General features: G+C 69.3%; 28 protein-coding genes. 11 read left to right on the top strand and 17 right to left on the bottom strand.

Annotated features, from left to right (window positions below):
• The first annotated feature begins 103 nt into the window (after positions 1–103).
• The gene (locus ABLE93_RS07880) at positions 104–1,342 is read left to right on the top strand and encodes an LVIVD repeat-containing protein (protein WP_348839108.1); all 1,239 of its coding nucleotides are present in this window, start codon (positions 104–106) and stop codon (positions 1,340–1,342) included.
• 80 nt (positions 1,343–1,422) lie between these two features.
• On the top strand, positions 1,423–2,430 hold the full coding sequence (locus tag ABLE93_RS07875) for a CobW family GTP-binding protein (protein WP_348839106.1): 1,008 nt from the start codon (positions 1,423–1,425) through the stop codon (positions 2,428–2,430).
• Positions 2,431–2,441: 11 nt separating this feature from the next.
• Here the strand turns inward: ABLE93_RS07875 and ABLE93_RS07870 are convergent, their stop codons facing one another.
• Together ABLE93_RS07870 and queF are read right to left on the bottom strand one after the other, a co-directional pair.
• Entirely contained in the window at positions 2,442–3,467 is a 1,026-nt protein-coding gene (locus ABLE93_RS07870) for a hypothetical protein (protein WP_348839105.1), read from the bottom strand.
• Positions 3,468–3,532: 65 nt separating this feature from the next.
• The gene (queF, locus tag ABLE93_RS07865) at positions 3,533–3,985 is read right to left on the bottom strand and encodes a preQ(1) synthase (RefSeq protein WP_348839104.1); all 453 of its coding nucleotides are present in this window, start codon (positions 3,983–3,985) and stop codon (positions 3,533–3,535) included.
• A gap of 268 nt (positions 3,986–4,253) precedes the next feature.
• On the opposite strand from queF, the gene eno reads away from it, so the two are divergent.
• Complete coding sequence (gene eno, locus ABLE93_RS07860; RefSeq protein WP_348839103.1) at positions 4,254–5,537, top strand: phosphopyruvate hydratase; 1,284 nt, start codon at positions 4,254–4,256, stop codon at positions 5,535–5,537.
• A gap of 80 nt (positions 5,538–5,617) precedes the next feature.
• Here the strand turns inward: eno and ABLE93_RS07855 are convergent, their stop codons facing one another.
• The 6 genes from ABLE93_RS07855 to hemB form a co-directional block, all read right to left on the bottom strand.
• Complete coding sequence (locus ABLE93_RS07855) at positions 5,618–6,655, bottom strand: 3-hydroxyacyl-CoA dehydrogenase NAD-binding domain-containing protein (protein WP_348839102.1); 1,038 nt, start codon at positions 6,653–6,655, stop codon at positions 5,618–5,620.
• Between the two features lie 43 nt (positions 6,656–6,698).
• Positions 6,699–7,373 (bottom strand): MarC family protein, encoded by a 675-nt coding sequence (locus tag ABLE93_RS07850; RefSeq protein WP_348839101.1) that lies wholly within the window; start codon positions 7,371–7,373, stop codon positions 6,699–6,701.
• 55 nt (positions 7,374–7,428) lie between these two features.
• Positions 7,429–8,178, bottom strand: coding sequence for an arginyltransferase (locus ABLE93_RS07845; protein WP_348839100.1), 750 nt, complete (start codon positions 8,176–8,178; stop codon positions 7,429–7,431).
• A 79-nt stretch (positions 8,179–8,257) separates the two neighbouring features.
• A complete protein-coding gene (locus ABLE93_RS07840) occupies positions 8,258–8,800 on the bottom strand; it encodes an RDD family protein (protein ID WP_348839099.1) in 543 nt (180 codons plus the stop codon).
• Positions 8,801–8,926: 126 nt separating this feature from the next.
• A complete protein-coding gene (locus ABLE93_RS07835; protein ID WP_348839098.1) occupies positions 8,927–10,189 on the bottom strand; it encodes a threonine ammonia-lyase in 1,263 nt (420 codons plus the stop codon).
• Positions 10,190–10,207: 18 nt separating this feature from the next.
• Complete coding sequence (gene hemB, locus ABLE93_RS07830; RefSeq protein ID WP_348839096.1) at positions 10,208–11,254, bottom strand: porphobilinogen synthase; 1,047 nt, start codon at positions 11,252–11,254, stop codon at positions 10,208–10,210.
• Between the two features lie 227 nt (positions 11,255–11,481).
• Here hemB and ABLE93_RS07825 point away from each other — a divergent pair, with 227 nt between their 5' ends.
• Genes ABLE93_RS07825 through ABLE93_RS07815 form a run of 3 tightly spaced genes read left to right on the top strand, consistent with a single transcriptional unit; the run spans position 11,482 to position 13,656 of the window.
• On the top strand, positions 11,482–12,552 hold the full coding sequence (locus ABLE93_RS07825; RefSeq protein ID WP_348839095.1) for an enoyl-CoA hydratase/isomerase family protein: 1,071 nt from the start codon (positions 11,482–11,484) through the stop codon (positions 12,550–12,552).
• Positions 12,549–12,980 carry a DUF6163 family protein gene (locus tag ABLE93_RS07820; protein ID WP_348839094.1) on the top strand — a complete coding sequence of 144 codons (432 nt, stop codon included), beginning with the start codon at positions 12,549–12,551 and terminating at the stop codon, positions 12,978–12,980. Before ABLE93_RS07825 ends, ABLE93_RS07820 begins: the two co-directional genes overlap by 4 nt.
• 10 nt (positions 12,981–12,990) lie before the next feature.
• Positions 12,991–13,656, top strand: coding sequence for an O-methyltransferase (locus ABLE93_RS07815; protein ID WP_348839093.1), 666 nt, complete (start codon positions 12,991–12,993; stop codon positions 13,654–13,656).
• A gap of 107 nt (positions 13,657–13,763) precedes the next feature.
• Here the strand turns inward: ABLE93_RS07815 and ABLE93_RS07810 are convergent, their stop codons facing one another.
• The 3 genes from ABLE93_RS07810 to ABLE93_RS07800 all read right to left on the bottom strand — a co-directional run bounded on the left by ABLE93_RS07810 (position 13,764) and on the right by ABLE93_RS07800 (position 15,268).
• Positions 13,764–14,051, bottom strand: a complete 288-nt coding sequence (locus tag ABLE93_RS07810) for a helix-turn-helix domain-containing protein (protein WP_348839092.1) — start codon at positions 14,049–14,051, stop codon at positions 13,764–13,766.
• 107 nt (positions 14,052–14,158) lie between these two features.
• Positions 14,159–14,854 (bottom strand): SDR family NAD(P)-dependent oxidoreductase, encoded by a 696-nt coding sequence (locus tag ABLE93_RS07805; protein ID WP_348839091.1) that lies wholly within the window; start codon positions 14,852–14,854, stop codon positions 14,159–14,161.
• Between the two features lie 81 nt (positions 14,855–14,935).
• On the bottom strand, positions 14,936–15,268 hold the full coding sequence (locus tag ABLE93_RS07800; protein ID WP_348839090.1) for a monooxygenase system ferredoxin subunit: 333 nt from the start codon (positions 15,266–15,268) through the stop codon (positions 14,936–14,938).
• Positions 15,269–15,448: 180 nt separating this feature from the next.
• Here ABLE93_RS07800 and ABLE93_RS07795 point away from each other — a divergent pair, with 180 nt between their 5' ends.
• The 4 genes from ABLE93_RS07795 to ABLE93_RS07780 all read left to right on the top strand — a co-directional run bounded on the left by ABLE93_RS07795 (position 15,449) and on the right by ABLE93_RS07780 (position 18,389).
• Positions 15,449–16,282: an indole-3-glycerol phosphate synthase TrpC gene (locus ABLE93_RS07795; RefSeq protein ID WP_348839089.1), complete on the top strand. Its 834-nt coding sequence runs from the start codon at positions 15,449–15,451 to the stop codon at positions 16,280–16,282.
• Between the two features lie 182 nt (positions 16,283–16,464).
• Complete coding sequence (locus tag ABLE93_RS07790) at positions 16,465–16,692, top strand: FmdB family zinc ribbon protein (protein ID WP_348839088.1); 228 nt, start codon at positions 16,465–16,467, stop codon at positions 16,690–16,692.
• Between the two features lie 145 nt (positions 16,693–16,837).
• Positions 16,838–17,890 carry a hypothetical protein gene (locus tag ABLE93_RS07785; RefSeq protein ID WP_348839087.1) on the top strand — a complete coding sequence of 351 codons (1,053 nt, stop codon included), beginning with the start codon at positions 16,838–16,840 and terminating at the stop codon, positions 17,888–17,890.
• A 151-nt stretch (positions 17,891–18,041) separates the two neighbouring features.
• The gene (locus tag ABLE93_RS07780) at positions 18,042–18,389 is read left to right on the top strand and encodes an STAS domain-containing protein (RefSeq protein ID WP_348839086.1); all 348 of its coding nucleotides are present in this window, start codon (positions 18,042–18,044) and stop codon (positions 18,387–18,389) included.
• A 78-nt stretch (positions 18,390–18,467) separates the two neighbouring features.
• On the opposite strand, the gene ABLE93_RS07775 is transcribed toward ABLE93_RS07780, so the two are convergent.
• The 5 genes from ABLE93_RS07775 to ABLE93_RS07755 form a co-directional block, all read right to left on the bottom strand.
• Positions 18,468–19,607 (bottom strand): mandelate racemase/muconate lactonizing enzyme family protein, encoded by a 1,140-nt coding sequence (locus ABLE93_RS07775; protein WP_348839085.1) that lies wholly within the window; start codon positions 19,605–19,607, stop codon positions 18,468–18,470.
• 36 nt (positions 19,608–19,643) lie between these two features.
• Positions 19,644–20,612: a hydroxyacid dehydrogenase gene (locus ABLE93_RS07770; protein WP_348839084.1), complete on the bottom strand. Its 969-nt coding sequence runs from the start codon at positions 20,610–20,612 to the stop codon at positions 19,644–19,646.
• Positions 20,602–21,504 (bottom strand): fumarylacetoacetate hydrolase family protein, encoded by a 903-nt coding sequence (locus ABLE93_RS07765; RefSeq protein WP_348839083.1) that lies wholly within the window; start codon positions 21,502–21,504, stop codon positions 20,602–20,604. The genes ABLE93_RS07770 and ABLE93_RS07765 overlap by 11 nt, the downstream gene beginning before the upstream one ends.
• A 3-nt stretch (positions 21,505–21,507) precedes the next feature.
• Positions 21,508–22,650 carry a mandelate racemase/muconate lactonizing enzyme family protein gene (locus ABLE93_RS07760; protein ID WP_348839082.1) on the bottom strand — a complete coding sequence of 381 codons (1,143 nt, stop codon included), beginning with the start codon at positions 22,648–22,650 and terminating at the stop codon, positions 21,508–21,510.
• 86 nt (positions 22,651–22,736) lie between these two features.
• Positions 22,737–23,702: a Bug family tripartite tricarboxylate transporter substrate binding protein gene (locus ABLE93_RS07755; protein WP_348839080.1), complete on the bottom strand. Its 966-nt coding sequence runs from the start codon at positions 23,700–23,702 to the stop codon at positions 22,737–22,739.
• A 99-nt stretch (positions 23,703–23,801) separates the two neighbouring features.
• Here ABLE93_RS07755 and ABLE93_RS07750 point away from each other — a divergent pair, with 99 nt between their 5' ends.
• The gene (locus tag ABLE93_RS07750) at positions 23,802–24,506 is read left to right on the top strand and encodes a GntR family transcriptional regulator (RefSeq protein WP_348839079.1); all 705 of its coding nucleotides are present in this window, start codon (positions 23,802–23,804) and stop codon (positions 24,504–24,506) included.
• A gap of 72 nt (positions 24,507–24,578) precedes the next feature.
• On the opposite strand, the gene ABLE93_RS07745 is transcribed toward ABLE93_RS07750, so the two are convergent.
• Complete coding sequence (locus ABLE93_RS07745) at positions 24,579–25,406, bottom strand: amino acid kinase family protein (protein ID WP_348839078.1); 828 nt, start codon at positions 25,404–25,406, stop codon at positions 24,579–24,581.
• Between the last annotated feature and the right edge of the window lie 3 nt (positions 25,407–25,409).

Below are 25,409 nucleotides of genomic sequence, written 5' to 3'. Positions count from 1 at the left end.
CCTGAAAGAAAATAGGGGCAGATCATGCGGTCCGCGGAAATGGTCCGCCAAATGGCGCTCCGCGCGTCCCGCCGTGGCCGAACCTTGAGGACGCATCATGCTGATGACCAAGCAACCGCCCGCCGGCGAGCAGGGCTCCACGCGCAATTTCCGGCTGCTCGCGCAGCACGAGCTCAGCGGCTTCGGCGGCCTCGGCGAAGGCATGTCGATTCAGATCGCCAGGGACGGCCGCCGCATCCTCTGGCTTGCCCACGAGAGCGCGCCGAAGAACTTCACCGGCATGGACGTCACCGATCCAAAAAATCCGCGGATCGTGGTGCAGACCGAACTGCCCCAGTCCTACATGCGGTCCAACTCGCTGGAGGTGTCCGGCGACATCATGGCGGTGGCCTACCAGACGCAGAAGGTCGGCATGCAGCCGGCCGGGATGGAGCTGTTCGACATCTCGGTGCCGGAGAATCCCCGCTCCATCGCTTTCATGGATGCCTCCGGGCCGCATTCGCGCGGCGTGCACCAGCTCTGGTTCTGCGACGGCGAATTTGTCCACATGGCCGCCGGCGCCCCCGACTTCATCTCCCGCAACCCGCTCGACGACCAGTGCTACCGCATCATCGACGTGCGCAATCCGTCGAAGCCCGTAGAGGCGGGGCGCTGGTGGCTGCCGGGCACGCGGGAGGGCGACGCCGCGCCGCCCCCGGTCCGCCACAAGCCGGAGAACGACTTCGGCTTCCGTGCCCACAACACCAATGTCTACCCGCAGCGGCCGGACCGCTGCTATCTCGGCTATCTCGACGCCGGCATGATCATCCTCGACATCACCGACAAGTCGGCGCCAAAGCAGGTGGCGCGCTGGGACAATTCCCCGCCCTACGTGGGCTTCACCCACACCGCCCTGCCATTGTTCGATCGCGGCCTCATGGTGGTCTCCGACGAATCCGTGGTGGACGACGGCAAGGACTGGCCGAAGCTCATCTGGATCCTCGATGTGCGCGAGGAGACGAACCCCATCCCCATCGCCACCTGCCCGCCGCCGGAGCTGGACGTCTACGCCCACCGGGGCGGGCGCATCGGCGCCCACAACCTGCATGAGAACGTGCCGCTGCCCACCTCCTGGTTCTCGGACCAGGTCATCATCGGCACCTTCTTCAATGGCGGCCTGCGCGCCTACGACATCTCCGATCCCTACCGTCCCGCAGAGATCGCCCACTTCGTGCCGCCGGCGCCGCGCCTTGCGCCCACCGGCGCGATCCAGCTCAACGACGTGTTCGTGGACGAGCGCGGCATCGTCTACACGGTCGACCGCCACGTGGGCGGCCTCTACGTGCTGGAGATGGACTTCTGAGCCCGACCCATCCTGCCACGCTCTTTGGCGGAGGCCTGTTCGGCCGTCGCCGCAGCCGCGCCGGCGCCGGGCGCATCCCGGTGACGGTGGTCACCGGCTTCCTCGGCGCGGGCAAGACCACGCTCATCCGTGCCGCCCTGGCACACCCTTCGGCGGCGCGCACCGCGGTGATCGTCAACGAGTTTGCGGACGCCGGCATCGACGATGTGCTGCTGCGCACCGCGGCCCTGGACGTGACCCTGATCGGCAACGGCTGCATCTGCTGCGCCGCCCGCAGCGACCTCAACCGGGCGCTGCGGGCGCTCTATGCCGACCGGGAGCGGGGCGCCGTGCCCCCTTTCGACCGGGTGGTGGTGGAGACGTCCGGTGTGTCGGAGCCGGCGCCGGTGCTGCAGAGCTTCGCCGCCGACCGCACGGTGACGGGCAGCTATGCTCTGGAGGGGCTCGTCACGGTCGTCGACAGTGTCCTCGCGGCGCGCACGCAGTCGCAGGCGTCCATCTGGAGCGAGCAGGTGGCGCTGGCGGATCGCATCATCCTGACCAAGGCTGATCTTGTCTTGCCCGCGGGCGGCGCTGAGGTGCGCGCACTGGTGGGCGCGCTCAATCCGCAGGCGGAGATCGCCGACGCGGCGGATGTGCGCGATGTGCCCGGCTTCCTGTTCGGCGCGCCGGGGCGCAGCCGCTCGGGCTTCGCGTGCACGCCGCAAGCGGCGACCCCGGGAGTGGCGCCCTATGACTCGTTCGTCCTCACTTTTGATGCGGCGTTCGACTGGGCGACGTTCATGCGCATCATGGATGCCCTCTCGGCCGCCCGCAGCGAGGATCTGCTGCGGGTCAAGGGCCTCGTGAATGTCCGGGGGTGCGACGGGCCGGTGGTGGTGCACCATGTTCAGCACCTCGCCGCCCCGCCCGAAGAGCTCGCCGCATGGCCGCCGGCCGGGGACAGCGCCGACCGGCGCACGCGCCTCGTCTTCATCACCCGCGGCCTGTCACGGCAGAAGGTGGCGGCGCTGTTCGCCGCCCACCTCGATCTCCAGCCCGGAGAAGCTGCGGGCTCGGACCGCGGCCCGGTGATGCGCGCCGGCTGAGACCGGCGGGGTCAGTTCGGCGCAACGAGCTCACGGCGGGTTCGGTCGTAGCGCCACATGGCGCCCGGGCCGACGCGGGTGCCGCCCACGCTGCGCTCCACCGCATTGGTGCTGGCATGGTCAAAGCCGCCCTTGAGCGCCGCCGCGCCGGCGGGGGTGAGGGAGATTTCTGCCGCCGCATAGGCCCGGTAGGTGCTTTCCGCCCCGCTGTCGTCCCCGGGAGAAAAGCGCATGGCGCCCGCCTCGCTGGAGCGGAAGGGGAGGCCCGCGATCAATGGCTCATGGGCGAAGGCGAGCCCGTCGAGCCGCAGGAAGAAGGGCAGGTCCGCGAGGAACTGCGCCTCATCCATGGAATGGACCGCCGCATAGACGTGGGCCACCTTGGCCGGCCCGTCCGCAAGGCGGCGCAGGATGCGCTCCTCGGTCAGCGACAGGCCGCTCCGGGGCGCCGGCAGCTCGGCGATCAGCCGGGCGAGGGCCGGGACCAGGTGCGGCAGCGGGCCTCGTCCCCGCGTCTCGTGGGCGCGGGAGAGGAAGGCGGCGAGCGGGCGGGGCGTCGGGGCGGTGAAGGCGTCCCACGCCTCGCGCGCGGTTTCCAGCTGCAAATGGGTCACGGGGGAGCGGTGGGCCTCCAGCGCCCGCATCTCCTCGGGCGCCATGAGGCCGAGATAGTGGGAGGCCTGGACCAGGAACAGGCCCATGCGCTCCTCCTCATGGGCGAAATAGTCGAGCAGCTGGATCAGCTGGAGCTGGTCGTAGAGGTCGTGCTCGAACCAGAGCTCGACCTGCGCATAGGCGGAATGCACCTCGATCTGCGCGTCGCGATGGGCGAAATCAGCCCGGACCTCGTCGAACGGGAGGCCGAGCGCGTCGGACAGGAAGTCGGCGCGCACATCCGACACCTCCTCGAGGACGGCACCGGACGGCACCGGTCCGTCATGCAGCATGTCCTGCCAGGGAAGAAGATGACCGAAGATGCCGGCCGCGCGCAGCCGCTCCACGGCAGAATCGCCGTTGGTGACAATGAGCTTCGCCATGAGCGTGCCCTCGTTTTCCCATCCGGCCGGTTCTTCTCCCCCAGCGACGCCGGCACGAGACAGCTTCACCCGCGACCGCGATAGGGCGCAACCCCCGTGTCGGGCAGCCATGCTCCGTTCGGCAGGTTGCCTGTCTGCCAGAACACATCGATGGGGATGCCGCCGCGCGGATACCAATAGCCGGCAATGCGCAGGAAGCGCGGCTCCAGCAGCGCCACCAGCCGCTTGCCGACGGCGATGGTGCAGTCCTCGTGGAACGCGCCGTGGTTGCGGAAGCTGCCGAGGTAGAGCTTCAGCGACTTGGATTCCACGAGATGCAGGTTCGGCACGTAGTCGATGACGAGGTGCGCGAAATCCGGCTGGCCCGTCACCGGGCAGAGGGAGGTGAATTCCGGACAGGTGAAGCGGGCCACATAGTCGGCATCCGGGTGCGGGTTGGGCACGCGGTCGAGCACCGCCTCCTCCGGCGAGGCGGGTAGGGCGCTCGTGGCGCCGAGCTGGAGCGGGCGGTCGGTCATTCACTGTCCTTCAAGTGGAGCGGCGGCATAGCTCCGGCGGCGTCAATGTTCAACCGCCGTCAGGCAGATTTGCGACCGATCAACCTTTCGCGACCATGCCCCTTCGCAGCGGCGAAGGTTCGCGCTAGAAGCACGGCGCCTGGAGGGCGCCTCGCCTTCCAGTCCCGCAAGCGGGCGAGGTCGAAGGGTCAGGGGTGCCGTCACGGCCCCGCAGGCAGCCAGCCGGCCGCCGCCGCCCGCCGCGGGACACCCAAGGGAAGGAGCCTTCATGACCGCCATCGTCGACATCATCGGCCGCGAGATCCTCGACAGCCGCGGCAATCCCACCGTCGAGGTGGACGTGGTGCTGGAAGACGGCTCGCTCGGCCGCGCCGCCGTTCCCTCGGGCGCCTCCACCGGCGCTCACGAGGCGGTGGAGCTGCGCGACGGCGACAAGGGCCGTTATCTCGGCAAGGGCGTCTCCAAGGCGGTGGACGCGGTGAACGGCGAGATTTTCGACGCCATCGGCGGCTATGACGCCGAGGATCAGGCCCATATCGACGGCACGCTCCTCGGCCTCGACGGCACGCCCAACAAGGCGCGCATCGGCGCCAACGCCATTCTCGGCGTGTCGCTGGCGGTGGCCAAGGCGGCGGCGCAGGCGACCAGCCTGCCGCTCTACCGCTACGTGGGCGGCGTCAACGCGCGCACCCTGCCGGTGCCGATGATGAACATCGTCAATGGCGGTGCCCACGCGGACAATCCCATCGACTTCCAGGAATTCATGATCCTGCCGGCGGGCGCCGACAGCTTCGCGGAGGGTCTGCGCTGGGGCGCCGAGATCTTCCACACCCTGAAGAGCGGCCTGAAGAGCGCCGGCCACAACACCAATGTGGGCGACGAGGGGGGCTTTGCCCCCAACCTCGCCTCCGCCGAGGCGGCGCTGGACTTCGTGATGGGCGCCATCGACAAGGCCGGCTTCAAGCCGGGTGAGGACGTGTTCATCGGTCTCGACTGCGCCTCCACCGAATTCTTCAAGGACGGCGCCTATCATTATGAGGGCGAGGGCAAGGTGCGCGACATCGACGCCCAGGTGAAATACCTGGCCGAGCTCGTCGCCCGCTATCCCATCGTCACCATCGAGGACGGCATGGCCGAGGACGACTGGGCCGGCTGGAAGCTGCTCACCGACACCATCGGCTCCAAGTGCCAGCTGGTTGGCGACGACCTCTTCGTCACCAACGTGTCCCGTCTGTCGCGCGGCATCAAGGACGGCGTCGGCAACGCCATCCTCGTCAAGGTGAACCAGATCGGCTCGCTGACCGAAACGCTGGATGCCGTCGAGATGGCCCACAAGGCCGGCTATCGCGCGGTGATGTCCCACCGCTCCGGCGAGACCGAGGACGCCACCATCGCCGACCTCGCGGTGGCCACCAATTGCGGGCAGATCAAGACCGGCTCGCTCGCCCGCTCGGACCGCACCGCCAAGTACAACCAGCTGCTGCGCATCGAGCAGGAGCTGGGAGATTCGGCGCGCTACGCCGGCAAGGCGGCGCTGAAGGCGCTCGCCTGAGCCGCGTCCGATCCGGCGCAGTCTTCGAAAAAGCAAAGGCCCCCGTCCCGGCGGGGGCTTTTTTCGTTGCGGCGGCGCCCTCAGTCCTCCGGGCTCACCGCCGGCGGGTCGCTGGCCGGAAAGCTCTCGTCCAGCGCCTCGTCGAGGCGGGCGCTGATTTCCGCCTTCTCCTCGGCCTGATCGGCGGCGAACTTCAGGGCGACGATCTGGGCGAGGAGGCGGTCGCGTTTTGCGGCGAGGTCGGCCATGGAGCGGCCGGCGGCCTCGGCCTTCACCCCCTCCACCAGCGCGGCCTGCAGCTCTGGCGTCATGGCCGGCGTTCCGAGGTCGTCCCACCAGCTTTCCACCGCCGGCAGGAGGTGGTGGAGGAAATGCTCCATCCCCCCGGCCCCGCCGCCCAGGTGGAAGATCAGGTGCTGGCCCATGAGCGCCCAGCGCAGGCCCGGCCCCTGAGCCACGGCGGCGTCGATGTCGGCCACCGAGGCGACGCCCTCCGCCACCAGATGGATCGCTTCCCGCCACAGCGCCGCCTGGAGGCGGTTCGCTACGTGGCCGGGCACTTCCTTGCGGATCTCGATGGGGTATTTGCCGAGGGACCGGTAGAAGCCCATCGCGGTGGCGATGGCGGCCCGGCTCGCCTTCTCGCCCCCCACCACTTCCACCAGCGGGATGAGGTGGGGCGGGTTGAAGGGGTGGCCGATGATGCAGCGCTCGGGATGGCGGCACCCCTCGGCGATGCGGCTCACGAGGAGGCCAGAGGAGGAGGAGGCGATCACCACCTCCGGCGGCAGCACCGCGTCGATGGCGGGAAACAGCTTCTGCTTCAGCTCGTAGCGCTCGGGGGCGTTCTCCTGCACGAAGTCGGCGCCGGCCACCGCCTTCACCGGGTCGGGCTCGAAATGCCAGGCCTTGGGCTCGATCCACGCTTCGCCACCCAGTTCCTTGAGCACCGGCCAGGCGGCGTCGATGAGAAGCTGCGTCGCCTCGGCGGCGCCGGGAGCGGGATCGCTGACCACCACATCCAGCCCGCGGGAAAGGAACAGAGCGGCCCAGCTCGCGCCGATGGTGCCGGCACCGATGACGGCGACGCGGCGGATGCCGGGGGCGGCGTGGGACATGGCTGAACTCCTCTTCTCTACGCGCGACAGGCTGGAGGCGGCTTTAACGGACCGACAGCTCGGCGAGCAGTTCACGCGCCCCAAGCCACACGATCTGCACGCCGATGGCGAACAGGATGAACGCGAACAGCCGCACCAGAACGCTGGTGCCGGTCTTGCCCAGCACGCGCTCGATGGTGGGCGCCTCGCGGAAGGCGAAATAGACGGTGACCGCGACCGCGAGCAGCCCACCCACCGCGCCGAGCACGGTGGAGAGCTGGAGCAGCGGATCAGTGCGCCATGTGGCGGTGTGGCCGGCGGCGAGCGCCACGGTGGTGGCGATGGAGCCGGGGCCCACGGTCAGCGGCAGTGTGAGGGGGTAGAAGGCCTGGTCGCGGGCGCGATCCTCGCTCAGCTCCTCGCCCTGGGTGCGGTCGGCCGGCTCGTCGCCCTGGTGCAGCATGCTCCAGCCCACCGCTGTCACCACGAGGCCGCCGGCCACGCGCAGGACCGGCAGGGTGACGCCGAAGAACAGCAGCACCTGCGCGCCGATGGCAAGGGAGCCCAAGAGCAGGAGGAAGCCGTAGATGGCGACGCTGCGTGCCAGCTGCTCGCGCACCTGCGGCGAGCAGCGGCGGACGAAGTTCAGGAAGATGGGCGCGCCGCCGAGCGGATTGACGATGGGGAAGATGGCGGCAAATACGGTGATGAAGATATTGACCGCGTTGCTCAGATACATCGCCGTCCCCCGATGGCCGAAGTTCCGCCCGCCGGCGGCCGGGCCGCAGGCAGATCTAGTGCTCGATACGCTCCCAGCCGTGGGGCGACAGGCGTTCCTGCGGCAGGAAGCGTCGCTTGTAGTCCATCTTCTTGGAGCCCTGAACCCAATAGCCGAGATAAACGTAGGGCAGCCCCATCTGCCGTGCCCGGGCGACGTGGTCAAGGATGAGGAAGGTGCCGAGCGAGCGGTCCTGCGCCAGGGGATTGTAGAAGGAATAGACCATGGACAGGCCGTCCGAGAGCACGTCCGTGAGGGCGACCGCCATCAGGTCGCCGGCGCCGCGGCCGAGGATGCGGCTGTCGGGGCCGCGCTTGCGATATTCGATCAGCCGGGTGTGGACGTGGGTGTCCTCCACCATCATGGCGTAGTCGAGCACGCTCATGTCGGCCATGCCGCCGGTGCCGTGGCGCGAGGTCACGTAGCTGCGGAAGAGGGCGTACTGCTCGGAGGTGGGGCTTGCCGGCTTGATCTGGCCGATCAGGTCCGCATTGCCTGCCTTCACCCGGCGGAAGCTGCGGCTGTCGCGGAAGTCGTCCACGCAGATGCGCACGGAGACACAGGCCTTGCAGCCTTCGCAGGCCGGGCGATAGGCGATGGACTGGCTGCGGCGGAAGCCGCCCTGGGTGAGCACGTCGTTCAGCGCGGCGGCCCGGTCGCCCACGAGGTGGGTGAACACCTTCCGCTCCTCGCGCCCCGGCAGATAGGGGCAGGAGGATGGGGCCGTCAGGTAGAATTGCGGTGTGTCGCGCGGGTGCTCGCTCACGGCGTCCAGCCTCAGGAGCGAACAGCATCGCCCGGTCCGGCAAAGAGGTCAAAGGCCGAAGCGCGCCTCGGCCCAAATTTCAATAGGTGCGGCGCAGCGCGTCGGCCCGCCGGGGGGTGTTCACGACCACCGTGCCGGCGAGGAAATCGTGCAGCAGCCGGCGCCGGTCGTTGAACAGAGCCACCAGAAGCACGAACGGCGTGAACACCGAGACCGACACCCAGAAGCACACGGCATGCACAGCGCCGAGGATGGAATAGCAGGGTGCGCCGTACCAGGTGCGCATCTCCAGATCCATGAGTCGCATGCCGAGGGTTGCAGAGGCCGGCGAGCCGAGCGTCAGGGCGTTGTAGGCGACAGCCCAAACGATGAACGCCGGGCTCAGCAGCCAGAACAGCATCCAGCCAAGGCCCAAGGTGAGCAGCCCGAAGACGAAGATGAAGACCGCAAGCAGGGCCACCGGCCCGACGATCATCAGCGCATCTACCAGGAAAGCCACGAGGCGGCGGGAGAGCACGCCCTCGAAATATTCCGGCATGGTCTGCGGATCGTAGGCGTGCGGCAGCGCGCGGTCGCCAAAGCCATAGGAGGTGTCGCGGGACGTCTCGCCGGTGCGGCTCATGAATAGGGCTCCTTCCGACGAAATGAAGTGGGTATGGCACGCCGGGGACGCAAGGGCGCCGTGGAAAACCGCCGATGGACGAGCGGCATCCCGGGCTCTTTCGTCGCTGCTTCGCGCCGGGCCGCGTTACCAGTCTGCGCCGCCGGCACCGAGGCGCTGGACGGGCAGGCCCTCGCCTTCCAGCGCCTTCTGGATCAGCTCGGCATGGGCCTGGTCGCGGGTCTCCACCGTCAGGTCGAGCCGCGTGCCCTTGGCCGGCACGTCGAGGAAGGTCCGGCGGTGATGCACTTCGAGGATGTTGGCGCCAAGCTTGCCCAGCAGGGTCGCGATGCGCCCCAGCATGCCCGGCCGATCGAGGATGGTGAGGCGGAAGGACACGATGCGCTGGTCGCGCTCCAATTCGCGCAGGAGGATGCCCGCCAGCATGCGCGGATCGATGTTACCGCCGGAGATCACGAGGCCCACCGTCTTGCCGCGAAAGCGCTCCGGCTCGCTGATGAGCGCGGCGAGGCCGGCGGCGCCCGCGCCTTCGGCCAGGGTCTTCTGGTGCAGCAGGAAGGCGTTCACCGCCCGCTCGAGCGCGGTTTCGTCCACCAGCACCACATGGGGCACGAGGCGGCGTACGATCTGGGCGGTGATGGCGCCCACGTTGCGCACGGCGATGCCCTCGGCCAGGGTCGGGCCGCCGCAGGGGCGGTCCTCGCCGGTCATGGCGGTCCACATGGCGGGGTAGAGATGGGTCTCGACCCCCACCACCTCGGTCTGCGGCGAGCGCCCGGCGAAGGCCAGCGCCATGCCGGAGATCAGCCCGCCGCCGCCGATGGGCACCAGCACCGCGTCGAAGGCCGGCCCGTCCTCGATCATCTCCAGCGCCACCGAGCCCTGCCCGGCGATCACGTCGGGATCGTCGTAGGGGTGGACGAACACCCGGCCCTGGGTCCGCGAGATGCGTTCGGCTTCCTGCTGGGCGTCGGCCACCGTCTCGCCGTAGAGCACGACCTCGGCGCCGAACGCCTCGGTGGCGGCGACCTTCACCTGCGGGGTGGTTTCCGGCATCACGATGAGGGTGGAGATGCCGAGCCGGGTGCCGTGATGCGCCACCGCCTGGGCGTGGTTGCCGGCCGACATGGCGACGACACCGCGCCGCGCCTCCTCAGGCGTGAGACGGGCGAGCTTCACCAGCGCCCCGCGCTCCTTGAAGGAGGCGGTGACCTGGAGGTTCTCGTACTTCACATAGACGTCGGCGCCGGTGAAAGCCGAGAGCCGCGGCGCGCGCAGCGTCGGCGTGCGAAGCACGGCGCCGCGCACCAGCGGCCAGGCGGCTTCCACGTCCGCCAGGGTGACGGGAAGGTCGCCCGCCGTGTCGTGCGCCGTTGCGGGCAAGGTCATGGACGGTCCCCGCGGGCCTCAGCCCTGTTCCGCCAGACGCTGCGCCACGCGCGGCGCGAAATAGGTGAGGATGCCGTCGGCCCCCGCCCGCTTGAAGGCGACGAGGCTCTCGGTGACGATGCGATCGCCGTCCACCCAGCCGTTGCGGATGGCGCCCTCGATCATCGCGTATTCGCCCGACACCTGATAGGCGAAGGTGGGAAGCCCAAAGGCTTCCTTCAGCCGGAAGACGATGTCGAGATAGGGCAGGCCCGGCTTCACCATCAGCATGTCGGCGCCTTCGTCCACGTCGAGAGCCGCCTCCCGGATGGCTTCCAGGCCGTTGCCGGGATCCATCTGGTAGGTCCGCTTGTCGCCGGACAGGGTCTTGGCGGTGCCGATGGCGTCGCGGAAGGGCCCGTAGAAGGCGGACGCATATTTCGCCGCATAGGACATGATCTGCACGTCGGTGTAGCCGGCGGCGTCGAGCCCGGCGCGGATGGCGCCGACCCGCCCGTCCATCATGTCCGAGGGGGCGATCACGTCGGCGCCGGCCTCTGCCTGCACCAGGGCCTGCCGCACCAGGATCTCCACCGTCTCGTCGTTGAGGATGCGCCCGTCCTGGAGCAGACCGTCATGGCCATGGCTGGTGAACGGGTCCAGGGCCACGTCGGTGATGAGGCCGATCTCCGGCACCGCCGCCTTGATGGCGCGCAGGGTCTGGCACACGAGGTTGTTGTCGTTCAGCGCCTCGCTGCCGGTGGGATCGCGCCGGGCAGGGTCGACGTAAGGGAAGATGGCGAGGGCAGGGATCTTCAGCTTCGCGGCCATCTCCGCCGCCTTCACCGCCTCGTCCACGGTGAGGCGCTCGACGCCCGGCATGGAGGGGATGGCCGCGCGGCTCGCGGTGCCGCCCATGACGAAGATCGGCCAGATGAGGTCGTCGACCGTCAGCGTCGATTCCCGCACCAGCCGCCGGGCCCAGTCCGTCTTCCGGTTCCGCCGCGGGCGGTGGACGAGGTCGAGGCCACGCACGGCCGGGCCGGCGTCGGTGACGGCGTGCAGGCGGGACTTGGAAAGGGGCATGCTGGGCTCGTTCGATCTGCCGTGCCCGCGCGGGCACCTTCAGGCTCTTATAGCCCTGTGGCCGCCGGCCCGCGAGGGGCGCCGCGACGCCGGTATGCCGCGGCCGGCCGGGATGTGGGTGCGTGCACGGCGGGCGTGCGCGCGGCCGCGTTGACGCTGGCGGACGGCGCGTCTAACCCTGCCTCCGGCCCAGGCGCTCAGCGCCGGGCGGCAAAGGGGAGGGCGCTTTGACCACGGAAGCCGATGTCCTGCTGGAGGAAAAGGGCGAAGCCGGAGTCATCACTCTCAACCGGCCGAAGGCGCTCAACGCCCTGACACTGCCCATGGTGCGGGAGATCCAGCCGCGCCTTCGGGCCTGGGCGGCGGATCCCGCCATCACCCGCGTCGTCATCAAGGGCGCCGGCGAGAAGGCGTTCTGCGCGGGCGGCGACGTGCGCAACCTCTACGATCTCGGCCGCACCGGCCGCACCGCCGAGGCGCTGGACTTCTGGCGCGAGGAATATGTCCTCAACGATTACATCGGCAGTTTCCCCAAGCCCTATGTGGCGCTCATCGACGGCATCTGCATGGGCGGCGGCTTCGGGCTCTCCGCCCATGGCGGCCATCGGGTGGCCGGCGACCGCTACCTGTTCGCCATGCCCGAAGTGAACATCGGCCTGTTTCCCGATGTGGGCGGCACCCATGTGCTGCCGCGTCTGCCCGGCGCCTTCGGCATGTTCCTGGGCCTCACCGGAACCCGCATCCGCGCCGCCGACGCCTACGCCTGCGGGCTTGCCACGGACGTGGTGCCCTCGGCCGCCCTGCCGGCGCTGGAGGAGGCGCTTTGCGCGGGCGGCGACGTGGAGCGCATCATCGCCGACCATCGCGTCGAGCCCGGCCCCGGCGCCTTCGCCGACCGGCTGGACTTCATCGCCGAGGCTTTCTCCGGTGCCGACCTCGCCGCCATTCTCGGTGCCCTTGGCACCGCCGCCGAGGCGGGCGGGGCGCATGCGGATTTCGCCGCCGCCGTGCTGGCCGACCTGCGCACCAAGTCGCCCACCAGCGTCGCCATCGCCATGGAGCAGATGCGCCGCGGACCCGCGCTCGATCTCGGGGCCTGCCTGACGCTGGAGTATCGCGTGGTCACCCGCGTCGCCGCAGGACACGATTTTTATGAAGGCGTGCGCGCGGTGCTGGTGGATCGCGACAACGCCCCGAAATGGCGACCCGCCCGGCTGGAGGACATCGATCCCGCCGTGATCACGGCCCATTTCGATCCCATACCCGACGAACTGGAACTTCTGGCCCCGGGCGCATGAGCCACTACGATCCGATCGACGCCAGCGCGCGTGCGCAATGGGAAAACCTCTCGCCGTGGCGGCGCAGGCTGTTCCTGTTCCTGCGCGGCGTCGCCGCCTTCCTGCTGCTGGAAGGCATCATCCATTGGGCGGTCATCCTCGGGATCGGCGACGGGCCGGCGAGCCGGTTCGAGGCCATGCCCATGGCGGCCCAGGCGGCGGTCATATGGGCGGCCATCATCGACCCCATCGCCGGCGTCGGCCTGTGGCTTCGGGCGGGATGGGCGGTGGTGCTGTGGCTCCTCGCCACCCTCACCCAGGTGGTGCTCGGCGTCTGGGCCCCGGCCGGAATGACGCGGCTGCTGCTCTTCACTCTGGTGGAACTCGCCCTCGTGGTGGCCTATGCCGTGCTCTCGATCCGCGCCGCGCGGGAGAGCGACCAGGACTAGGGGGCAGGCGATGAGCGCCAGGCTGTGGGAAGAGGTGGACGCCTACATCGTCGAGCGGCTGCTGCCGGCCGATCCGGTGCTTGAGGAGGTGCTCGCCGCCTCTGCCGCCGAAGGCCTTCCGGCCATTTCCGTATCCGCCGCGCAGGGCCAGATGCTCGCGATCTTCGCCCGCATGGTCGGGGCGCGGCGGATCCTCGAGATCGGCACGCTCGGCGGCTACAGCACGATTTTTCTCGCCCGTGCCCTGCCGGAGGACGGCGTGGTGGTGACGCTCGAGGCCGACCCGCACCATGCCGAGGTCGCCCGCGCCAATTTCGCCCGCGCGGGGATTGCCGGGAAGGTGGACCTGCGGGTCGCGCGTGCCATCGAGACGCTGCCGCAGCTTGAGGCGGAGGGGGCGGGGCCCTTCGACCTCGTCTTCATCGACGCCGACAAGCCGAGCAACCCCGACTATCTCCATTGGGCGCTGCGCCTGTCTCGGCCCGGCACGCTGATCGTCTGCGACAACGTGGTGCGCGACGGGCGGGTGATCGACGCCCAGAGCACCGACGCCTCAGTGGTCGGCGTGCGCCGAACCTATGATTTCGCCGGCGTCGAGCCGCGCCTCACCGCCACGGCCGTGCAGACCGTGGGCGCCAAGGGCTACGACGGCTTCGCCTTGCTCCTGGTGGAGTGAGGACTGGTTACGACCAGCTGCCGAGATAGGCGAGGATGGCGATCACGAGGATGATGGCCACCACGATCCAGTGCCGGGCAGCGAAATTGTGCAGAATCATGGTGCCGTCAGCCGTCGTTGGAGGCGTTGAGGTCCTCGGTGCGCAGGCCCTCGTCGTGCGGCACGATCTGCACCCCCATGGAGCCGGCATTGAGGAAGGCGACGCCTTCCCCCTCCAGCACGGCGCACAGGCGGGCGCGGGTGGAGGCGAGGGCATCGAGGGTGCCGGCGTCCTTCTCGACCACCTTGACGGTGTCGGCCGTCACGCCGGCCCGTTCGGCAAGGTCCCCGCGGGACCACCCCAGAAGGGCGCGTCCCGCCTTGATCTGGCGGCCGTTGACCAGGGCGTGTGGCAAGAGAAGCCTCCCGTTTTCTGGATCGGGAAGATGGCACGCCCGCCCTCCGCCCACAACGTGCGGCGGGGCTGACGGCGCGGTGGAGGCGAGCGGAAATCGCCGCGCCGTCAGAACTTCTCCACCCAGGGCCGCAGCTCCATTTCGCTGGTCCAGGCCGAGCGGTGCTGGCGGTGAACGGAAAGATAGGTCTCGGCGATGGCGTCGGGATCGAGCCACTTGTCCGCCGGGCCGCCTTCCCCCTGCGTCGCCCAGGACGAGGCGATGCCGCCGTCGATGATGAAATGCGCCACATGGATGCCGCGCGGCCCGAGCTCTCGCGCCAGCCCCTGCGCCAGCGCGCGAAGGGCGAACTTGGCCATGGCGAAGGGCACCGAGTGGGGCATCGCCTTCACGCTGGCGGTGGCGCCGGTGAAGAACAGCGAGCCCGAGCCCCGTGCCAGCATGCGGCGCGCCGCCGCCTGGGCGGTGAGGAAGCCGCCGAACGCACCCACCGCATAGGCGTCCATCACGTCCACCGGATCGAGCAGCTCCACCGGGCCGCGATAGCGCATGGCCGCATTGAATACCACGAGGTCGGGCGGACCGAAGATCTGGTCCACCTCGGCGAACACGCCCTCGATGGCCGGCGCCACCTGCGCGTCGGCGGCGAAGGCCCGTGCCCCGGTCTCCGCCACCAGCCCGGTGAGCTTGTCCACGTCGCGGGCGACCAGGGCGATGTGGAAGCCTTCCTTCGCGAGGCGGCGGGCGAGCGAAGCGCTCAGGCCCTTGCCGGCCCCCACGATGACGGCGGTCTGTTGGGTCATGGGATGAACTCGGGCTGCGGCGCCCGCTGGGCGCCTGGAGAAGCGGTCGTCGACAAGCGGAAAGGTTGGCGCGCTGGCCCCTCAGGGCGCGGCGAACAGCGGCTCTATGCCTTCGGTGTCGATATAGACGACGCCGTCCTCCACTTTCACCGGATATTCCGCCAGCGCGCTTTCCTGCGGCTCGACGGGGGTCCCGGAATTGAGGTCCCAGGTCCAGCCGTGGATCGGGCAGACCAGGATGGTGCCGTCGAACTCCGCATCGTTGAGCGGCGCGTTGGAATGGGGGCACACGCCCTGGAAGGCGCGGATCTCGCCTTCTTCGGGCCAGGCGAGGACGATGAGGTGGTTGTCGGCGATGACGAGGCGCATGCCACCTTCGGGCACCGTCTCCACCTTGCAGACGCGGTTGAACATGACGAAAAATCTCTCGGGCAAAGAATGCCCCATGATCGCGCGTTGCGGCCGCGGAGAAAAGAGGCATGCCGCCCGCCCGGCGCGAAACACCATGGCCAAAGCGGCCAAAATCTGTGAGGCTTGAGGGCTTTCAAAAATCGGCGCTCCGGCGCCCCGCCCTTTGCTTACGGACGTTCGTTCATGATCTTGCCCGACGACAGCCGGCTGAAGCCGTTCATCGCCCAGCGCCGCGACCAGCTCACCAAGTCCAAGGCCCGCCGCTCCCTCGGCCAGATCCAGGGGAAGGTGGGCGAGATGCCCATGACCCGCGGCTTCCAGGGCGCCCTCGCCGCTTACTACCGGGCCAATGGCGCTCCCGGCATCATCGCCGAGCTGAAGGGCGGATCGCCATTCGATGCCGGTTTCCGCACGCTGGTGCCCTACAAGGCGCTCGCCGAGGATTTCGAGGCCGTGGGCGCCGCGGCCTTGTCGGTGGCGGTGGAGCGCCAGTCGTTCCGCGGCTCGTATTCCGACCTTGCGACGGTGCGGGGTGCGGTGAACCTGACCCTGCTGGCGCAGGACATCATCTTCGACGTCTACCAGATCCTGGAGGCCCGCCTCGCCGGCGCCGATGCGGTGGTGCTCTCCGCCGCGCTCCTGGGACCGGAGCTCGCCGCCTTCCGCGAGCGCGCGGCTTCCGTCGCGCTCGATGCGCTGGTGCAGGTGCACACCCCTGCCGAGGTGGAGCTGGCGCTGAAGGCGGGCGCGGACTTCATCTGTGTCAGCAATCGCGACATCCACAGCTTCGCGCTCACGCCCGGCACCTGCGAGGCGCTGATCCCGCTCATTCCCGCCGACAAGGTGCTCGTGGTGGCGGCCGGCGGACTGGGCACGCTGGAGGATCGCGAGCGGCTGGGTGCCGCGGGCGCGAAAGCCGTGCTGATGGGCACCGCGCTCATGGCGGATTCAGATCCGGCCGGCGTGCTGGAGCAGGTACTCGGCATCGAGACCGAGGCCGACGCCGAGGCAGGCTGAGCCACCGGCCGTCTTCTGCATTCTGCTGGCCTGCTTCCTGCATGAAAGACACCGGCGCCTGCCCCGAGCGACGGCGGAGGCGGCGCGCCGGGCGTGGTTCGATCCCTTCTCGCACAAGGCTCCGCAAGCGCTTGTGCCGGACGGGGGAGGCGCGCCCCAGCGACAGGACAGGAGGCTCGGCGGTGCCGCTCTACACTTATCATTGTCCCGATTGCGACAAAGAGTTCGAACAGCTGGTTTCGGCCTCCGACACGCCGGCCTGCCCCGCCTGCGGCAGCGCGCGCGTGGAGCAGATGGTCTCGCGCATCGCGCCGGAGGCGAAGCTGAAGGCCGTCGCCAAGGCATGGCGCGCGCAGGCCACCAAGGAAGGCCACACCAGCAATTTCGGCTCGTCCGAACGCAAGGGCTGAGGCCCGGCCAGCCCCTGCGGCGGTGCCGCCGGGGCACCCGAGGCACGCAATATGCTTGGTGCTCCGGCACGTGGATCGTTGGCCGAAACCCGCCGGGTACGAAAGTGGCCGGAAGGCGATCCACCCTGGCCTCCGGAGCCTCCCCATGACTGCCCCATTCGCGGCCGCCCTCGACACCGATGCCCACTACGTCTCGCCGGCGCACCTGCGCACGCCCTTCCGCTCGTTCCTCGTCAGTTATGACAAGGGCATCTACTGGCTGCGGATGCCGGCCGGCACCGGCAAGACCGAATTCGTCCGTGGCATCGTCGCACGTCGGCCCGGCAAGGACGGCACCCCGGAGGGGATCGACAGCGCCATCTCCAGCGGCACCCGCACCATCGCCGTCGGACTCGCCCCCGGTGCCGGTCGCGCGGGGCTCGTGACGGCCCTCGCCGCCGCGTGCGAGGCCGAGTTCGGCGTCCCGTCGCCCGACGCCGGCGCGGCGGCCTCGGATCCCGCCGCCTTCGCCCAGTGGCTTGCGGCGCTCAAGGCGGTCGCCTTCTCTAAGGAAGCCCGGCGCCTGCTGGTGTGCATCGACGCTTTGGAGGCTGGTGAGGATGGTCCCGACGGGTCGGTGGTCGACCTGTTGCCCGGGTTCGCCCAGCTGCCGTCGGACGTGGTGATGCTGCTGACCTCGCGGCCGGCGGAGGACTGGCCGGCGGAGCGCTTCGCCGCGGCCGAGGCGAAGTTCGCGCCCGGGGCGGGCGTGGGGGTCCATGAACTGGGGCTTTCCGATCCCGCCTATGTGGACGCCCTGCACAAATACTATCAGGACTCCTTGCGGCCGCTGGTGCGGGCGCGCGCCAACGCCCTTCTGCTCTCGCTGCTGGAGACCCGTGCCACCTACGAGCGAGGCGGCCGCGATCCCCGCCTCACCAAGGACCCGGTGTTGCGTGACGCGCTGAAGGACGACTGGAAGAAGCTGACCAACAAATTCCCCCGCTATTCCGGCCAGCAGCTGCCGGTGGATCCGTTGACGCCCATTCTCGACCAGTTCGACCAGCTGTGGGTCGACATGCTGGCGAACAGTGAGGGGCGGGCGCGCTACATCTTCCTCATGGTCCGCCGCCTTGCCGATGGCAGCCTCAAGGTGGAGGACGTGGCGGGCCTGCCGCGGGGGAAGGAGCTCGATGCCCAGCTGGCGGAGGCAAGCTGATCCCGCGCGTGGCGCGCGCCGGCAAAGCGTCCTGTCACAAAACTGTAAAGGCAGGATGGGAAGACGGGCGCACGGCACTGGGCCTGCCATGCTTCCCCTGCCATGGTTCGCGCGCCCCGGCCGACCCCACTCCTGAGAAACGGCCGCCGCAATGAATATCGATTCGACCCAACTCGGCCCCGGCCAGATCCTGATTTCCCTGGCCGGGCGCCTCGACATTACCGGGGCGTCGGAGATCGAGACCCGGTTCAGCGCCCTGGCAAGTCACACCCAGGCCACCTTGGTGGATATGTCGGGGGTGACGTTCCTGGCGTCCATCGGAATCCGGCTGATCCTCGCCACCGCCAAGTCGCTGCGTAAGCACGGCGGCAATATGGTGCTGTTCGGCTGCGACCCGCAGGTGGAGCGCGTGCTTCTGACCACCGGCGTCAACGAGCTCACCTCCATCGTGGCCACGCGCGACGACGCGATGCGTCTGGTGGAGACGCCCGCGAGCTGAATAGCCCTTTGCGACGTCGTTCGGCCGCGCGGCGCTGCGTCGCGCGGTGCTCCCGCGGCGTCTTGCGCCGGCGGACGCTCAGACGTAGCAAGGACCCTCGATGAGGGGGTGAGCGGCGAGGAAGGCCTCGTCCACCTCGATGCCGAGGCCGGGGCCCTCGCGGCAGGTGACGGTGCCGTCTGCCGAAAGCTGGTAGGGCAGGCCGCAGACCTCGTCGCGGAAGGGGTTGTGGTGGGCCACGTCCCCTTCGAAATAGCCCGGATTGTCCACCGCGCACATCAGGTGCAGCGTCGCCACCATGTTGATCCCTGTGGCGGAGGTGTGCGGGTTCACCGACAGCTTCCAGGCCGAGGCGAGCACGGCGATGCGATGGCATTCGGTGATGCCGCCGGCCTTGGAGAGATCGGGCTGGACGAAGGACACCGCGCCGTCCTCGATCAGCCGGGTGAACTCGAAGCGGGTGTAATGATTCTCGCCCGCCGCCAGCGCGACCCGGCCGAGCTTCGCCGCGTCGAGATAGGAGCGGTAATCGTGCGGCGGGAACGGCTCCTCGAACCAGCCCACCTTCGCCGCCTCATAGGCCGGCATCACGCGGCGCACGTCGTCGAGCGAGCAGCCGGTGTTGCCGTCCACCAGGATGTCGATGGCGTCGCCGACGGCAGCGCGCACCGCCTCGACCCGGGCGATGTCGCGCGTGGGGCTGTCGCCCACCCGCAGCTTCAGGGCGCGATAGCCCTGCGCCACGTAGCTCTGCGCCTCCTCGGCGAGGGCGGCCGGATCCTGCCAGCCCAGCGAGATGCCGCCGGCATAGGCCTTGATCTTCTTCGGCGCGCCGCCGAGCAGGCGGTGGATCGGCGCATTCATCACCTTGCCGCGGATGTCCCACAAGGCAATGTCGAGCCCGCTCAAGGCGAGGGCTGCGGCGGCGCCCATGCCGTGGCTAGCCAGCTGCATGCGGTAGACCTTCTGCCACACGCCCACCACGTCGAGGGCATCGAGCCCCAGCACCAGCTCCGACAAAGTGGTGTCGATGAGCTTCGCCACGGCGCCTGGACAGCGGCCATGGTGCGCCTCGCCCCAGCCGACAACGCCCTCGTCGGTCTCCACCCGAACCAGCACGGAATCGCGCTTCACGGCGCGGCCGATGCCGAGGGTGACGTTCTTGCCCTCCGGCACGCGGAAGGAGACGGGGACGGCGCGGACGGAAGCGATGCGCATCGGGCTCTCTTGTCTTGAGCGAAGCGGTGCCGGCGGTCAGGCCGCAGGCTTGCGGTAGTCGGGATTGACGAGATTCTGCGGGTCCTCGCCCCTGAGAATGCGCAGCACCTCGCCGGCCGCGCCGACGCTCATGGCGCGCATGGAAGTGGCGGTGATGCCCGCCACGTGGGGCGTCATCAGCAGGTTGGGCAGGTCGAACAAGGGGCTGTCCGGCGGCACCGGGTGGGAATCGTAGACGTCAGTGGCGGCGCCTGCGATCCAGCCGGCCTTGAGCGCGGTGATGAGCGCGGTGGTGTCGACGATGGGCCCGCGGGCGGGATTGATGAGGACCGCGTGGGGCTTCATCCGTGCCAGCAGCCGCGCGTCCACCAGGCCCTTCGTCTCGGGCGTGAGGGGACAGGCGATAACCACCGCGTCGCTCTGGGCGAAAACGCTTTCGAGATCGGCGACGGCGACCCCTTCGGGCGCTGCGCCCGACCGCGAGGTGCCGAGCACCCGCATGCCGAAGCCCGCCTGAGCGATGGCGGCCACGCGCCGGCCGATGGCACCGAGGCCGACGATGCCGAGGGTGGAACCGGCGATCTCCTGCGTGCCGTCCGCCAGCGCCCGCGCCGGACCCCAGCCGTCGGCGCGCAGCCGCGCGTCGATCCGCGCGAGCGGGCGGCGCAGCTGGAAGAGGGCGGCGAACACATATTCCGCGACGGTCTGGGTGTTGCTGCCCGGCAGGTTCGCCACCGGGATGCCGTGCGCGGTCGCCGCAACGACGGGAATGAAATCGAGCCCCACCCCGTGGCGCACCACGCCCTTCACGCGCTCCGCGCCCTCGAACACGTCGTCGGGCAGCTTGGCGCGGACGATGACCGCATCCGCGGAACGGGTCAGCCGGCGCAGGGTGTCGTCGGACGTGTCGGGGCCGACCACCAGCTCGGCGTGGGGTTCCAGCAACGCGGCCCCATCCGCGTGAAGCGCGTTGGTGGTGAAGACGACCGGCTTGTCATGGGCCATGGGGGGCGCCTTCCGCGATGGGATTGACGAGGGTTCCAAGCCCTTCGACGCGCGCCCGCACCACCGTGCCCGGCTTCAGCCAGGCCGGCGGCTTGCGCATGCCGGCGACACCCGCGGGCGTGCCGGTGGCGATCAGGTCGCCGGTCTCCAACGGCTGGCGATGGGACAGCCAGGAGACCAGATCCGCCACGTCGAAGACGAGGTTCGAGGAAACGCCATCCTGGAGCCGCGTGCCATCCACATCCAGGGAGAGGGCGAGGGCGTGCGGATCGGCGATCTCGTCGGCGGTGGCGAGAAAGGGACCGAGGGGGCCGAAGGTGGGCAGGTTCTTGCCGCGGGTGAAGCCGCCGTCGCGCTTGATCATCTCGCTGGCGCTGATGTCGTTGAACACCGCATAGGCGGCGACGCAGCCGAGCGCCGCATCCCGGTCGACTTTCTCCGCCCGGCGCCCGATCACGGCCGCGATCTCCACCTCATAGGTGCAGCCGCCGATGTCCGGCGGCAGAAGGATGGGCGTGCCCGGCCCGACCACCGTGGAGGCGTGCTTCATGAACAGCACCGGCTCGGCCGGTGCCGCCATGCCGCGCTCTTCCAGCGCGTCGCGGTAGTTGAAGGCGAGGGCGTAGATGCGCTCCGGCACGTACGGGGCAAGCAGCTCCACCTGCGACAGGGGCAAGCGCGCCCCCTCGGCAAGGCCGTGGGCGGAAATGCGCGCGGCCGCCGCGCGCAGGTCGCCGGCGATGAGGGCGGCCATGGCGGGCGCAGCCCCCGCAAGCGCGTCGGCCATGGCCGGGTGGGCGAGATCGAGGACCTGATCGTCCGCGCCCGCGCCGTCACCCAAGAGGACGCCCGCGCGGGAGGTGCCCGCGTGGCGGAAGCTCACGAAGCGCATCGTTCAGCCTACCCGGTAGCGGTCGATGATCGAACGGTCGATCTCGATGCCGAGGCCGGGGCCGGTGGGGATCTTCACCCGGCCACGCTCCTGCACGATGGGCTCCTTCGCGAGATGGTCGCGGAAGGGGTTCTCGCACTGCTCGAACTCCAGCAGGGGCTCGAACGGGAAGAGGCTCGGCGGCTGGTCAGCGAGGGAGCCGAGGAAGTGCAGGGTCGCGGCGATGCCCACGGCCGAGCCCCACGCATGGGGCACGCATTCGACACCGTGGGTCGAGGCGAGGGTAGCGATCTTCTTGCACTCGGACAGGCCGCCGGCGGCGCACACGTCCGGCTGCACGATGTCCATGGCCTTGCGCACGATGGCGTCGCGGAAGCCCCAGCGGGTGAATTCGTTCTCGCCGCCGGCCACCGCCATGTCGAGGGCGCGGGCGACCTCCACATAGCCGTCAATGTCCTCCGGCGAGATGGGCTCCTCGAACCACTCGATGTCCAGTTCCTCCAGCTTGCGGCCGAGGCGGATGGCGACCGGCACGGAGAAGGCGTGGTTGGCGTCCACCATGAGGCGGATGTTCGGGCCGACGGCGTCGCGCACCGCCTTCACCCGCTCGTAATCCTTGGTGATGTTGCCGAGGCCGATCTTCATCTTGACGGCCTTGAAGCCCTCTTCGACGTAGCCGACCGCCTCCTCCACCGCTTCTTCCACCAGACGGTCGAAGTCGATGAAGTAGAGGCCGGTGGCGTAGCAATCCACCTCGGTGCGGAAGGCGCCGCCGAGCAGCTTGTGCACCGGCTTGCCGCAGCTCTTGCCGATGATGTCCCACAAGGCAATGTCGACGCCGCTGATGGCGGCGATGGACATGCCCTTGCTTCCATAGTCCTTGATGCGGTTGTAGAGGTCTTCCCAGATGACCTCCACGTCGAACGGGTCGCGGCCGATGATGCGCGGGCCGAACTGGGTCTCGATGAAGGCTTTCGCCACGGCGGAGGGGCCGTAGCACTCGCCCCATCCGACGATGCCGTCGGCGGTCTCGATTTCCACCAGGCAGGTGCCGCGGGTCTTGTAGAGCCAGCCCCGCGAGGAGGTGAAGGGCTTCTCGACGGGGGCCGACATGACGTGGGCCCGGACGCTCTTGATGACGCTCACGACGCGCTCTTTCTCATGGGAACGGACAGGGGAGAGGCGCGGGGAGTCCCCACGCCTTCGTTTGGATCGGGCCGATGCGGACGGCGCTACTCGGCGCCTTTGAACACCTGCGTCGCCACCGTGTTAAGCGACTGCTGGACGGCGTTGACCTCCTTGTCGAGGGCATCGCCGGTGAGGTCGTCCACCAGCACGCCGTTCTCGGCGGCGAAAGCCTTGAAGCGGGGATCCTGAATGGACTTGCGGAAGGCGTCGATCAGGGTCTTTCGCACCTCGGGCGGGGTCTTGGCGGGGGCGACGATATAGGCCATCTGCACCACCGGGCCGTAGGGGAAGACGTCGTAGCCCTTCTCCTTCATGGTCGGCACGTCGGGGAAGACGGCGAGGCGCTGGTTGTCGAACACGGCGATGGCCTTCACCTGCCCGGCCTTGATCTGCGAGATGCTTTCCGAAGGCTTCAGCACCGCGGCGTCGATCTGGCCGCCGGCGAGGTCGGTGATGACCTTGGCACCGCCCGGATAGGGAACGTTCACATACTCGACCCCCGCCGCCTTGGCGGTCATGGTCGCGAAGATGTGGTTGATGTTGTAGGTGCCCGGGGTGCCGATGGTGGTCTTGCCGGGATTGGCCTTCATCTGGGCGATGAAGGCTTCGATATCCTTCGGCCCATCGGTCTTCACCAGCAGCATGAGCGGATCGGATGACACGCGGGCGATGCCGGTGAACTGGTCGTTGCGCAGCGGCGTCTTGTTCTGCGCGATGATGGAGAGCGTGGACGAGGTGCCCATGCCGAGGGTGTAGCCGTCCGGGGTGGAACTGGCGACGCGCCCCATGCCGATGGCGCCGGTGCCGCCCGGCACGTTGTCCACGATGATCCGCACGCCGTTCTCGGCCAGGATGGGGGCCAGCACGCGGGCGGCGATGTCATTGGAGCCGCCGGCGTTCCACGGCACGATGAGGCGGACCTCGCGGCTCGGGAATTTGTCCTGCGCGGTGGCGGACCCCGCGCAGGCGACAAGGATCGCTCCCACGGCGAGGGCAAGGCTGTGCTTCATCGGCGTTCTCTCCCGTTTGTTGTTTGTTATAACAAACGACATGTAACCTGCTTGTCAACGCCCTTTTGAGGTGCTCCCCTTGGCGGGATGGAGGCCAAAGTGAACGTCGCCGATCGCAGCCTGTCGCGGATCGCCCGCGAGCCCTTGTGGGACCGCGCCCATGCCCAGCTGCGCGAGGCGCTGCTGGCGGGGCGGTTCGAGCCGGGCAGTGCGCTGGTCCTGCGCCAGCTGGCGGAGACGTTCGGCACCTCCATCACGCCAGTGCGCGATGCGCTCGCCCGCCTCGTGGCGCAGGGGGTGCTGGCACAGGGGCCGCGCAATTCGGCGCTGGTGCCCGACCTCGACAAGGGTGCGCTGCTCGACATCATGGTGGTGCGCAGCGAGCTTGAGGGCCGTGCCACCCGCGAGGCGGCATCGAAGGCCGCGCCGGCCGAGATCGACGCTCTGGAGGCGCTGCTCAGTGAGATGCGGGGGATGATCGCGCGCCGCGAGCTCGACGCCTATCTCGACGTCCACCGCCGCTTTCATTTCGGCATCTACGCCTTGGCCGGCATCCCCATCCTCGACGAGATGATCGAGAATCTCTGGCTCAGGTGCGGCCCCATCCTGTCCTTCGTGGTGCCGGAATATGTGGTTTCGCTGAAGGGCACCGACCATCACCAGGCGGCGCTGGACGCCATCCGCCGCAAGGACGGCTCGTCCGCAGAGGCAGAGATCGTGGCCGATATCGAGGAGGCGGGGCGCTATCTCCTCGGCCTTGCCGATTCTTCCGGCCGCATCCGCCGGCGCCGGCCCGCAGGCTGAGCGGCCCGCGCGCCTTCCCACAAGAAAGGCGGCCCCGACTCTCGCCCGCGCCGCCCATCCTTGAATGCAATCTCAGGCCGCGCGGGCAGCCGTGTGCACGATGGTGCCCACATGCTCGCCGCGCAGGGCGGCCGTGAGGCGGCCGGGCACGAGGCCGTTCACCACCTGCACCCGCTCGATGTGGCGGGCGGTGGCCATCACCTCCACCAGGGCGCGGTCGAAGGGGAGGGTGCCCTCGGCCTTGGCGAGGTCGGCCGCGCTGGTCTCGGACACGAACTGCGCCGTGCCGCCGTCCGGGCCGTTGGGGTCGGCGGTGAATACGCCGTCCACGTCCTCCACTATGGTGAGGCCGGCGGCGCCGAGGGCGTCGGCCAGCACGAAGGCGCCGGTGTCGGCGCGATGGGGCGGAATGCGCGCGCCGGGGAATTCATGGTGGTGATAGGGCGGGAAGGCGCTGCCCACCACCGCGCGGGTGGCGCTGAGGTGGATGGCCAGCTGGCTCGCGATGGTCGGGTGCTCGATATAGGAGACGCCGTCCGGTGCCAGGAGCGAGGCGAGGATGTGGCCGTTCTGCCCCGCCTCGCTCGCCGCGAGGGGTGCGAGAGAGCCCACCGGCAAGCCGAGGTCGAGGCCGACGCCGAACAGGTGACGGGCGCGAATGCCGGCGCCGGTGAGGATCAGCAGCCGATGCTCGGGCAGGATGCGGCGGATCTCGTCCACGATGGGCAGGATCGCCGAGGGGCCGCGATCCATGATGGAGCGGCCGCCGATCTTCACCACCTGCAGCCAGGGCAGCAGGCGGATGGGGCGCACGCCGGCCACGGGGCGGGTGAGCTGGCCGTCGAGCAGGGTCTGGCGCGCGAGCGGCGAGGCGACGTGTTTGATGTTGTTGTCAGCCATGTC

Source organism: Xanthobacter pollutisoli (assembly GCF_040044995.1).
Taxonomy (GTDB): Bacteria; Pseudomonadota; Alphaproteobacteria; order Rhizobiales; family Xanthobacteraceae; genus Xanthobacter.
The sequence above is the reverse complement of the archived record's forward strand: the minus strand, read 5'-3'. Positions and strand labels throughout refer to the sequence as shown.

Excerpts from the sequence above, each read along its gene's own strand:
- ABLE93_RS07770 (WP_348839084.1), bottom strand. The coding sequence starts at position 20,612 with ATGGCCCATGACAAGCCGGTCGTCTTCACCACCAACGCGCTTCACGCG.
- ABLE93_RS07765 (WP_348839083.1), bottom strand. The coding sequence starts at position 21,504 with ATGCGCTTCGTGAGCTTCCGCCACGCGGGCACCTCCCGCGCGGGCGTC.
- eno (WP_348839103.1), top strand. The coding sequence starts at position 4,254 with ATGACCGCCATCGTCGACATCATCGGCCGCGAGATCCTCGACAGCCGC.
- queF (WP_348839104.1), bottom strand. The coding sequence starts at position 3,985 with ATGACCGACCGCCCGCTCCAGCTCGGCGCCACGAGCGCCCTACCCGCC.
- ABLE93_RS07850 (WP_348839101.1), bottom strand. The coding sequence starts at position 7,373 with ATGTATCTGAGCAACGCGGTCAATATCTTCATCACCGTATTTGCCGCC.
- ABLE93_RS07840 (WP_348839099.1), bottom strand. The coding sequence starts at position 8,800 with ATGAGCCGCACCGGCGAGACGTCCCGCGACACCTCCTATGGCTTTGGC.
- ABLE93_RS07855 (WP_348839102.1), bottom strand. The coding sequence starts at position 6,655 with ATGTCCCACGCCGCCCCCGGCATCCGCCGCGTCGCCGTCATCGGTGCC.
- ABLE93_RS07775 (WP_348839085.1), bottom strand. The coding sequence starts at position 19,607 with ATGCGCATCGCTTCCGTCCGCGCCGTCCCCGTCTCCTTCCGCGTGCCG.
- ABLE93_RS07820 (WP_348839094.1), top strand. The coding sequence starts at position 12,549 with ATGAGCCACTACGATCCGATCGACGCCAGCGCGCGTGCGCAATGGGAA.
- ABLE93_RS07800 (WP_348839090.1), bottom strand. The coding sequence starts at position 15,268 with ATGTTCAACCGCGTCTGCAAGGTGGAGACGGTGCCCGAAGGTGGCATG.
- ABLE93_RS07785 (WP_348839087.1), top strand. The coding sequence starts at position 16,838 with ATGACTGCCCCATTCGCGGCCGCCCTCGACACCGATGCCCACTACGTC.
- ABLE93_RS07805 (WP_348839091.1), bottom strand. The coding sequence starts at position 14,854 with ATGACCCAACAGACCGCCGTCATCGTGGGGGCCGGCAAGGGCCTGAGC.
- ABLE93_RS07755 (WP_348839080.1), bottom strand. The coding sequence starts at position 23,702 with ATGAAGCACAGCCTTGCCCTCGCCGTGGGAGCGATCCTTGTCGCCTGC.
- ABLE93_RS07780 (WP_348839086.1), top strand. The coding sequence starts at position 18,042 with ATGAATATCGATTCGACCCAACTCGGCCCCGGCCAGATCCTGATTTCC.
- ABLE93_RS07880 (WP_348839108.1), top strand. The coding sequence starts at position 104 with ATGACCAAGCAACCGCCCGCCGGCGAGCAGGGCTCCACGCGCAATTTC.
- ABLE93_RS07795 (WP_348839089.1), top strand. The coding sequence starts at position 15,449 with ATGATCTTGCCCGACGACAGCCGGCTGAAGCCGTTCATCGCCCAGCGC.
- ABLE93_RS07835 (WP_348839098.1), bottom strand. The coding sequence starts at position 10,189 with ATGACCTTGCCCGCAACGGCGCACGACACGGCGGGCGACCTTCCCGTC.
- ABLE93_RS07745 (WP_348839078.1), bottom strand. The coding sequence starts at position 25,406 with ATGGCTGACAACAACATCAAACACGTCGCCTCGCCGCTCGCGCGCCAG.
- ABLE93_RS07815 (WP_348839093.1), top strand. The coding sequence starts at position 12,991 with ATGAGCGCCAGGCTGTGGGAAGAGGTGGACGCCTACATCGTCGAGCGG.
- ABLE93_RS07870 (WP_348839105.1), bottom strand. The coding sequence starts at position 3,467 with ATGGCGAAGCTCATTGTCACCAACGGCGATTCTGCCGTGGAGCGGCTG.
- hemB (WP_348839096.1), bottom strand. The coding sequence starts at position 11,254 with ATGCCCCTTTCCAAGTCCCGCCTGCACGCCGTCACCGACGCCGGCCCG.